General features: G+C 56.8%; 7 protein-coding genes and 1 pseudogene. 2 read left to right on the top strand and 6 right to left on the bottom strand.

Features of this window, described 5'->3' with window-relative positions; genetic code table 11:
- Positions 1-143 precede the first annotated feature (143 nt).
- The 4 genes from V6C16_RS04230 to zraS form a co-directional block, all read right to left on the bottom strand.
- A complete protein-coding gene (locus V6C16_RS04230; RefSeq protein WP_333536512.1) occupies positions 144-1,601 on the bottom strand; it encodes a GGDEF domain-containing phosphodiesterase in 1,458 nt (485 codons plus the stop codon).
- 134 nt (positions 1,602-1,735) lie between these two features.
- Entirely contained in the window at positions 1,736-2,380 is a 645-nt protein-coding gene (locus V6C16_RS04225) for an HD domain-containing protein (RefSeq protein WP_333536513.1), read from the bottom strand.
- Positions 2,381-2,585: 205 nt separating this feature from the next.
- Positions 2,586-3,944 carry a sigma-54-dependent transcriptional regulator gene (locus V6C16_RS04220; protein ID WP_333536518.1) on the bottom strand — a complete coding sequence of 453 codons (1,359 nt, stop codon included), beginning with the start codon at positions 3,942-3,944 and terminating at the stop codon, positions 2,586-2,588.
- Between the two features lie 62 nt (positions 3,945-4,006).
- Positions 4,007-5,515: a two-component system sensor histidine kinase ZraS gene (gene zraS / locus V6C16_RS04215; RefSeq protein WP_333542797.1), complete on the bottom strand. Its 1,509-nt coding sequence runs from the start codon at positions 5,513-5,515 to the stop codon at positions 4,007-4,009.
- 197 nt (positions 5,516-5,712) lie between these two features.
- On the opposite strand from zraS, the gene V6C16_RS04210 reads away from it, so the two are divergent.
- Positions 5,713-6,168, top strand: a complete 456-nt coding sequence (locus V6C16_RS04210) for a zinc resistance protein (protein WP_333536515.1) — start codon at positions 5,713-5,715, stop codon at positions 6,166-6,168.
- Between the two features lie 998 nt (positions 6,169-7,166).
- Here the strand turns inward: V6C16_RS04210 and V6C16_RS04205 are convergent.
- Entirely contained in the window at positions 7,167-9,251 is a 2,085-nt protein-coding gene (locus V6C16_RS04205; protein ID WP_333536516.1) for a methyl-accepting chemotaxis protein, read from the bottom strand.
- Between the two features lie 391 nt (positions 9,252-9,642).
- On the opposite strand from V6C16_RS04205, the gene V6C16_RS04200 reads away from it, so the two are divergent.
- Positions 9,643-9,816: a hypothetical protein gene (locus V6C16_RS04200; RefSeq protein WP_333536517.1), complete on the top strand. Its 174-nt coding sequence runs from the start codon at positions 9,643-9,645 to the stop codon at positions 9,814-9,816.
- 49 nt (positions 9,817-9,865) lie between these two features.
- Here V6C16_RS04200 and V6C16_RS04195 read toward each other — a convergent pair.
- A pseudogene (locus V6C16_RS04195) lies at positions 9,866-10,094 on the bottom strand (radical SAM protein); the annotation flags it as partial.

Here is a 10,094-nt window from a genome sequence, read left to right as displayed (position 1 = left end):
GGGTACAGTGGTCGTCGGCTGAGCCGCATTGCCGCATAAAGCGTGCTGGTCCTGAAGCCGCACCGCCCTGCACGGCCTTTTTTCATCCCGCCGCCATGCAGGGCGTTCGGCTTTACAGGGGCCTTGCCCGCAGGCGGCATGCCTCAGCGTGTGCCGTCCAGCGGAGGATTCAGCATGCCCCCGCTTTCCATAAGCTTTTCAAACTCCAGGCAAGGCATCGGGCGGGCATAAAAGAAGCCCTGCGCCTGAATGCCGCCAAGACCAAGAAGAAAATTGCGCTGCGCGGCGTTTTCCACGCCTTCGCACAGCACTTCCATATGCAGGTCGCCGGAAAGGCGGACAATGCTGCTGATAATGCTTTTGTTGGTAGAGGCTATTTCACCGGAGCCAAGCAGGCTTCTGTCAATCTTGATGACATCGAAAGGCACTTCTTTAAGCACATTGAGGCTGGAATAGCCCGCACCGAAATCGTCAAGCCAGATGGAATAGCCGTACTGTTTGAACTGGCACACGCTGGCGCGTATTTCCGTGAGGTTTTTGATAAAAACGCTTTCGGTAATCTCCAGCCCCACATGGCGCGGTTCAAGGCCGTGCATGCAGACCAGGTCGTGAAATTCTTCGGCAAAGGCAGGGTTTTTGAAATTTTCGCGCGAAACATTGACAGTGATGGGAACAAGCGGCTTGCCCTCATCAAGGCGCTGCCGCAAGTAGCGGCACACCTGCCCGTAGACGAGAAAATCCAGATTGATGATGTCGCCCGACTCTTCAAGCAGAGGCACAAAGCTGGCAGGCATGATATCCCTGCCATCAGGGGTGCGCATTCTTGCCAGGGCCTCGGCCCCCACCACCGTGCCGGTGGCGATGTCCACCTGTGGCTGCAAAAGAAAAAAGACGCCGCCGCATTCCAGCGATTTGATCACGTCTTCATACAGGGTCTGCCGCTGCAGGCGGTGCACTTCCATCGCATCGGTAAAAATTCCGCCGCGCGAGCGCAAGGTGGGCTTGAGCGCGCGCCGCGCCTGATCCGCCCGGCTGACGTGAGGGTGCAGGCTGGTGGGCTTGCCCTCCACGGAGCAGACACCGCCCACAAAAGCCAGATGACTGCGCGGGTGAAGCTTGCGCTTTTCCGCAAGAAAAAGTTCGCCCTTGGCAACGATCTTTCCGGCTGCGGCCTCAAGGCTCGTGCCTTCGGGGACCGTAAAGAGCATGGCGAACTGGTCGGCAAAAATGCGGCTGCCGCACACATAGCAGTCCAGATGCCGCAAGAAAGCGGCAAAAGCGCGCAACATGCTGTTGCCCGCCTGTTCGCCATAGACGCGGTTGAGCACCTGAAAGCCCTGCATATCGGCATGCAGAACGGCAAAATGCCGCCCCATCTGATCCGAACGCACTACTCGCAGGGCTTCTTGCAGAAATGACTCAAACTGCAAAAGCCACGTTGTGCGGTCATACTGTTCCATGCAGCCCAGCAAGCGCCGAATCCGGCAGCTTTCCCGACTTTTCAGGTCCAGCTCCGGCAAGCATGGCTCCACGCCTCCCGCATCAGAAAACCGCATATGCCCCTCAGCGCGGTCTTCCGCTTCATCCCCCAGAAAGTGCATGCCTCCCCCCTGCTATGGCCCGGCGCAAAGCCGCCAAAACGGCATTTTTCTACAATTCTGGACTGGACGAAACTAGCGCAGATTGGAATATTTTGTAAAGTAATTTCTATGGTTTGTCGAAATGACTATCAGTATCATTCCCGGCCCCGGCGCACCCACCATTCTTTCTCCACATGGCCGTACCACCAGCGGTTATGGTCTGTGCGCAGCACCACGTCCGCCAATTCCCTGGCAACCGGGCTGCGCAGCCGCTTGACGGCACTTTCGAGCCATTGCCCGGCAAAAGCGTTTCCCTTGTCCAACTCCGCCTTGAGATTGCAGATAAGGTCAAGCTGATCCGCATCATGGGCCAACATGGCTTCAGGGCTTGCGTTCTCGGCCAGTTCATCCCAGAGAGGCAGCACGTCATCTTCAAGGCCCGTGCCTTCCACGCAGTCTTCCAGCGCCTGGCGGGGCATGCATTGCCCGTAACGGTGATTCACGTAGTTGAGGTCGCCGGTGCGCGCCTCGTGCAGGTCATGAAAAAGACAGAGAAACGTCACCCTTGCCGGATCAATCCCGCTCAGGCGGGCCAACACATAGCCCATAACGCTGACCCGGTAAGAATGTTCGGCCACATTTTCCTTGCCGGAGCCAAGGAAAGCATAGCCCGTGCGCGGGGTGTGCCGCAGCATTCCAACTTCATTAAAAAAATCCGCCAGACGCTCCATCCTTTCCTGACCGGGGCTGTCTTCCTGGATATGCGTGTCGTTGACGTTTTTGGCGTGTGTCTTGCTCATGCTGCTTCCGATATGATTTTAGAGCAATTTAACTTTTAAATTGCTCGGACGTCTGCGTGAGCAGACGTTCGCTACGGAGGCGTAAGCGCAGTTTATCTGCGCGGTTAAACGCCGAAGTGAGCGTGCCTTAAACTTTGAGAATATACATTTTCAAAGTTAATCTGCTCTAGGCAGTGTCGTCACGAGCGCCTTTCGTCAAGCCGCTCTATTCGATCTCGTACTTGCGCAGTTTGTTGTGCAGTGTGGCCCGGGTAATACCAAGACGGCGCGCCGCCTCGCTCTTGTTGTCGCCGGTCTGGCGCAACGTTTCCTCAATGACCCGGCGTTCCACCTCGTCCAGGGGCAGCCCGGCCAAAGAAATATCCGCCTCGGCCGGGCGCTCGCCCGGCGCAATGGTTTCGGACAGCGCAGAAGGCAGTTCGCGCGCGGTGATAAGATCGCCGTTACAGAGAATAACGGCCCGTTCCACGGCATTTTCCAGTTCGCGCACATTGCCCGGCCAAGAATGCCGCAGCATGATGTCAAGCGCCTGGGCGGAAAAGCCGCGCACGGCCTTGCGGTTGCGGTTGGCGAAATTTTCCAGAAAATACGCCGCCAGCACAGGAATATCTTCCGGCCTTTCGCGCAGGGACGGCACATCAACACTGATGACATTGAGGCGGAAAAACAGGTCTTCACGAAAGCGCCGTTGCGCCACCTCATGCCGCAGGTCGCGGTTGGTGGCGGCCAGCACGCGCACGTCCACGGTAAGCTGCGTGTCGGAGCCTACGCGCTGCACTTCGCCCTGCTGCAGGGCGCGCAGCAGTTTGGCCTGAAGGGAAAGGGGCATCTCGCCCACTTCGTCCAGAAAAAGCGTGCCGCCGTGCGCCTGGGCAAAACGTCCCTCACGGCGGCGCTCCGCACCGGTGAACGAACCTTTTTCATGCCCGAACAGTTCGGATTCCAGCAGGTTTTCAGCCAGGGCCGCGCAGTTGACCGTAATAAGGGGCTGATCGGCGCGCAGGCTTTTGCCATGCAGGGCGCGGGCCACCAGTTCCTTGCCCGTACCCGACTCACCGGTAATGAGCACCGTGGCTTCGGTGGGAGCCACGGTATCCATAATTTCCTGCATGGCCCGGATGGCCGGGCTGCGGCCGATGATGCCGGGCATGGTCGTGGCATTGGTCAACTGGCGGCGCAGTTCGCGATTTTCAACACTCAGACGCGAATGCTCAATGCCCTGCTGCAAAGAGTGCTTGAGGCTTTCAAAGTCCAGAGGTTTGACCAGATAGTCGTATGCGCCCAGGCGCAGCGCCTCTACGGCGGTTTCCACCGAGGAATACGCCGTCATGAGAATTACAGGCAAGGCGGGATTATACGCAAGAATCCCCTTGAGCGCGTGTATGCCGTCCATGCGCGCCATGCGCACATCAGTCAGCACGGCGTCAAAGGCTTTTTCTCTTACAAGGGCCACAGCCTCGTCGCCATCGGTAGCCTCATCCACCGTATAGCCCCAGGAACGGAGCATGGTTCGCAGCATGCCGCGGTGCGCGTCATCATCGTCCACTACAAGAATGCTGTTCATCACGCTGACAATCCTCCTGACACACCGGGCAACGGCCATCTGCGCCGTGCTATGCCCTGTGGTCATATGCGCTTTCTTTTTCTGCGTTCCACAAAAGACGGCGTTGCCGGACGGGCCTCCGGCAGCCAGATGCGAAAAATGGTTTCTCCCTCCACACCGGGCTGCGCCTGACGGGAGGTAACGCTGATCTCCCCGTTATGGGCCTCCACGATCTTGTGAACCATAGCCAGTCCGAGGCCGGTTCCCTGTCCCTTGGTCGTGAAGTACGGATCAAAAATATGCGGCAACTGGCGGGGGACAATCCCCACGCCCGTGTCACGCACCATAAGGCAAACGCCTTTCTTGTGCCATGTCACGGCAAGGGTGAGCCGCCCGCCTTCCGGCATGGCGTCCAGCGCATTCAGGCAAAGATTCAGCAGGGCCTGTCCCATACGTTCCGGGTCGATCATAGCCTGAGGCACGCCCGGAGCCATTCGGTATTCCACCTCAATACCGCGTTTTTCGGCATCCTGCTTGATGAGGCGGATCACATGTTCCACCACTTTTGCGAGGCTGCCGGGCCGGGGGCAGACATCGCTGGGCCGGGAAAGACCGATGAGGTCCATAATCACGCGGTTGAGCCTGTCCACCTCATTGACCATCACGTTGGCCGCGGCGCGATCCTCGCTGCCTTCGGGAAACCGCTGGCCGAAATAGGTGGCATAGCCCTTGATGGAGCTCAAGGGATTGCGGATCTCGTGAGCCACCCCGGCGGCCAGATTGCCCACTGCGGCCAGTTTTTCCTTGCGGCGCACCTCTGCCTCAAGACGGCGCACTTCCACCTCGGCCTTGCGCTGCTGCTGGCGCGATTCGCGCGCACGCTCGGCATAATACAATGCCAGCAGGCAGGCCAGACCCACCAGAAGCGTTACGGACGAAAGCATGGCTACGTAATCCCGGTTCTGGCTGCGCGTGATCTCAAAAGGAGAAATCTCCAGCCCCAGAAAAATGATGGGAACAGGGTAGCCCTTGGGCAGGTCGGACATGCCGGGAGAAAACTGGCGGTAAACCACAAAAACCCGCTGGCCTTCCATGCGCATGATGCCCCATTGGGCCAGCATGCCCGGATTCAGGTCGCGCATGCGGGACTCGTCCATCTCCCTGTCTTCCACTTTCAGTATCTCACCGAGGCGCACACGATTGCTGTGCGCCACAATGATACCGTCGGGCATGGTTACGGAGACAAAAACAATGCCGGGGCTTGCGGCCATTTCTTCCAAGAGCACCTGCAGGCGCACGCCCGCCTCGCTACGCATGCCGGAGCGCAAGATGCTTTCAAAAGCGATAATAAGGGAAGAGCCTTTTTCTGCCAGCAGCCGGGCCATGGCTGCCTCGCTGCGCTCGATGGATATATAGGCCAGCAGGCTGATCATGAGGGCCAGCACAAGAGCCGCGCCGCCCATAAGCAGGCCGATAGACGTGCGCGAGACATTCCGCATGCCTTTCATGGACGCATAAAGCTCCAGACCGCCCCATCCCTGGGGCGGCTCTTTTCGGCTTTCGCCGTCGGGGTTGTCGTGTGCCGAACTCATGCCTGTGCTTATAGCGTCATGCGCGCACAGTGTCATCATGCACAGGCCAAGGGCCATAAAAAAAGTTGCATGATTTTTGCAATCGCATAAGATGCGGAGTATGCGTTGCCACGACAGCGCATCTGCCGTTTTTCGACCTGAATATACGGCGTCTGACTTGCCGACGCCACAGATGCAAGATCAGGAACTATTTTGCCATGCGAAAGACTTCTTTGTTACTGACCTTTCTGTGCGGCACACTGCTGCCCGCGTATTCTTCAGCGCAAGGCCCGCAGGGCGAAGCGCTTCCCGTCCCCGCTACACGAGCCGCTACTGGTCCGCTGGATGTGTGGCTGGACTACCTGCCGCCGAGCCAGCGCATGAAAGCCCAGAGCATTATGGAAGAGTACCGTCCCAAGGTACAAGACCTGCGGCAGCGCATTATCTCCAAAAAAAACGAGCTGGAAGAGCTCAACTATAACCGCAGCACATCACCCGATACCCTGCCCCGCCTGGGGCGCGAACTTCAGGTGCTGCGCGATGAACTGCAGGCCATGCTCATTCATGCCGACCAGCGCATGCGGCGCGAAGTGGGTATTCCCCTGGGTACCCTTGCCAGCAGAGGATGCAGCATGGAATTCACCGTAAAAAATACTATGGAAGGAACCCAATAGCGTCTTCACTGCTCCGGCCCCACGCCCTCTCCACTTGCCTTTCTTTTCTGTCCCCTCCTCCCCGGCACCACGCCTCTGCCGACCATTGATACCTCACGACAGCTTCAGTTTTCGCGACGCAATCAGCGCATAAAAATCATACTTCTGATTAAAATTTATACATATTTCGAATACACCTGTATAAAAAAAATACAGGCAGTGGAACGTTGCGTCCAACGGTTTTAACAAAAAAAACTGTTTAAATTCAAAATATTAACTATAAAATACCCCAATATCTAAACTTTGGCACACCAATTGCTATTCTGTAAGCAAGATTACGAAAATGACATAGAGAAATAAAAGAACAAATAAGGTTTCAAACAGAACCGTATTTACCTTATACAAATTTCATATGTTTTACGTAGCGCATAAATCGGCTTCCAAGTCCGGCCGGCCATTAAAGGCACAAACCGGAAAGTACATAGGCGAAGCGGCAGAAAAGCGCCAAGGCTGTATAAACAAGATTTCGGCTGTGCGCGACGCCGCCATGGAACTTCAATTATAAAGAACTTGTTGAGTCCAGGCCACAATAAAACGCTCTGTAACGGGCTATATTCAAAAGATTTTCCGCCCTGAAAAAGCCGGGCGGGAAGCAGCTGAGCCGAACAAAACGGCAATGCGTCGCCAACCCAGCCAACCCGCCGACGGGCGGTAACGATATATGTAAAAAAGTAACAAACTTTCCGCATGCCCTCCGCCCCCATTGAGGACATCCGGATCCCCCCCGAAAACCTCCTCCTTTGAACAAAACCTCTAACCATCGGAACATCCTCCCTCTCTCGGCCGCCGGTTGCCCCCGGCGGCCGCCTCTTTTTTATGCCTGAAAAAGTCTTTGCCGCCTCCAAGAAAAGAAACGGGGCTATATTTTCCACGCACAGGCAATGCTTTCACATACAGGCAAAAAGGCTTCCGCGCTTATGCGCGGAAGCCTTTTTGCGGCGTACCGGGATATGCCCGGCCTAGCCGAGTTTCATTTGTGCGATAAGATTCTTGAGCGTGTGCGCCTGCGCGGCCAGTTCGGTAACCGCCTGCGCGGCCTCGGCCATGGCAATGGCGCTTTGTCGCGCCATCTCGTTTACCTGCACAATGCTGTGGTTGATTTCTTCGCTGGCGACCGACTGCTCTTCGCTGGCAGCGGCAATGGCATTGACCTGGTCCGAAGTGCCTTCCACAGTAGCCACGATCTCCCGCAGGGCCTGGCCGGACTCGCTGGCAAAGGTTGTAGCCTGCGCAATCTGGTTTACGGCATTGTCTGCCGAACCCATGCTTTTTGCCGTACTGTTCTGTATGGCCTTGATGGCGGCGCTGACATCGTGGGTGGAAGCCATCGTCTTTTCAGCCAGTTTGCGCACCTCATCGGCCACCACGGCAAAACCCCTTCCGGCCTCACCGGCACGAGCGGCCTCAATGGCCGCATTGAGGGCCAGCAGGTTGGTCTGGTCGGCAATATCGGAAATAACGTTCATAATGCGCGTGATGCTCTGGGCATGCTCGCCAAGCTCGGCCATGTCGCTTTTAAGCTCTTCCGAAACGTGCCGCACCGCTTCTATGCTGCGCACGGCCTGTTCCACAATCTGAGCGCCTGCATGGGCCTTTTCCTTGGTTTCTCTTGAAGCCGTGGAGGCGGCGGCGGCATTATGCGCCACTTCGCGAACCGTGGCGTTCATCTGGTTCATGGCAGTAGCGGCCTCGGAAAGACGCTGGGACGATTCGGCGGCGCTGCGGTCAGACTGCTCAATCTGGGCGGAGAGCTGAGTGGACGCGGACGAGATAATACCTGCCACTGCTTCCAGTTGTCCGGCTGCGGCCAGCATGCCCTCTTGCCGGGCATTTTCCGCCTGCTTGCGCGCCTCCTGGGCTTCGCCCATTGCTTCCTCGGCTTCTGTTTTGGCAAACTCTGCCTGACGGTTTTTTTCCTCACTGTCGTGGAACAGACTGCGCAGCTTGCCCACCATGCCCTGAATGCCCTGCGAAAGCCCGCCGATTTCATCACTGCGCTTGGCCGCACTTCCCAACGCCGTCTCTTCCTCCTGTGAAGGGTTGAAGTTGCCACCGGCAACGGCCTGCACATAATTTTCGCCAGCCCGGATGGAACGTGCAATACCCCGCGACACAACAATAATAATAAAACCCACCACAATGACGGCTATGCCACCCACAAGCATGTTTTCTTTCAGCAGGTTGCGGGCCGGGCCAAGCAGTTCATCCCTGTTGCCCACAAGCACCACATGCCAGTTGCTTTCCGGCATGTGCCGGTAATAGGCGACCATCTCCGCATCGCCGTGGTTATAAACCGCACGGCCGTTGCCTTCGGCCAAGGCCGCCTTGACAAATGGCAGATGCTTGCTGTCAGACCCGAGCAAACGCTTGTCTGGGTGCATGAGCACCCTGCCCTCGCTGTCGTAAACAGCACAAAAGCTGTCTTTCCCGATCTTGATGGTGTCTGTGGTATCGGCGCTCAGGCGGGCAAGGCTCATATAGGCGTACAGCACGCCGTAGGGCTTGCCGTCCTTCATGACAGGGGTGGTAATTATGGTGGCGAGGTCTCCCGCATGGTTGGGAATGTTCTCAAAGCCCATACTTCCCCGAAGAGCCGCGTTCACAGATCTGCGCTCACCCATGTTCCGCCCTACAAGATCTCTGGCCGTGTGGGCTATGACCCGCCCGTCGATATCAAGGAGACCGGCGCCGTCCACAATGCCGAAGTGCTCTGTCAGGCTGTCAAGAACGCTCTGCACGTCCGCTCCGCTGGAAACCGGCTCATCGTAGACCACTTCCAGCGTCGGCTCCCCGGCACCCCGGCGAATCAGCGCATTCCTGACATGGTTGGATTGGGCGCTGGTCTTCATGAGACCGCGCGTCATTTGCTGCACGGTGACCAGACCATGCACCTGCTTGTCGATAACGGTGTTCAACTCGTGCGCAATTTGTTGCGTAAGAGACGTTTCCGCCCGCCAATAGCTGAAAACACAAACTGCGGTCAGCCCCAGCATGGACGGAACCAAGATGTTGAGCATCATCTTGCTCATGATTCCCATTTTCATAGACAGCCCCTTCGAACTCGTGAGTTTTGTGAATTAACAGCCAAAAACACAGCCTGTTCAGGCCTGCGCGAGGTCAGTGACAATGGATTAACAGCTAAAACAGAGCCTGTTCAGGTCTGCGAGAGGTCAGTGGCAGAGGAGGTGGACAGGAAGAGACCTGGAGAAAAAGTCAGGAAGAACCAGAAACTGGCGCCAGTCTAACCAAGTCTATATAGCTTTTCGGCTTTTATTGCAAAACTTATTATATCTTGCGACATATTTTTTATTACCGCATGAAAATACTAGATATATAAAAAGTCTAAAAAACAAATAAACGCATATAAAATGTATGCGTCATGAGCGTCTGTGAAAACTGACGTGGATGAGAAGCGTCAATCGGCCCGGAAAGGGCATGCTGAAAGCCCCTTTGCCAGCAGGGCGAAGCCGCAAAAAAACCAGAATGGTCGGGCGTTGGCCCGCAGTGTATCGGGCTGGGAAGGAATGGAGCGAGGAGAATCAGGGTGGTCTGAAAATATCCGAAGTGGCCGGGGTTACCCCGGAATGGCCGGAAGTGAATGAAATCTGACCGAAGCGGCCAGGACATTTCAAGGCAGAAATGCCCGGCTTCTTGATGGTCAGGGAAAAGTGAGGGTCAAGGAAATATCCTGACCGCAGGCGGCGTCAAAGCGCACGTTTTTCGGCTCAAGCCCCAGAGCGGCCCATGCTGGGCGCAGCTCGCCACGCGTTCCCCATATATACCCCTGGCAGGATCGCGGCAGGCGCATGGCGGAAAGAACAGGGGCGGAAAACTCTCCGTAAGGCCCACCCGCCGCTACCGCGCGGCGCACGGCGTGCAGCAGGGAG

This window comes from Desulfovibrio sp. 1188_IL3213 (assembly GCF_036763145.1).
Lineage (GTDB): Bacteria > Desulfobacterota > Desulfovibrionia > Desulfovibrionales > Desulfovibrionaceae > Desulfovibrio.
Note: the sequence above shows the minus strand (reverse complement) of the source record. Positions and strands in the feature narration are given on the sequence as shown.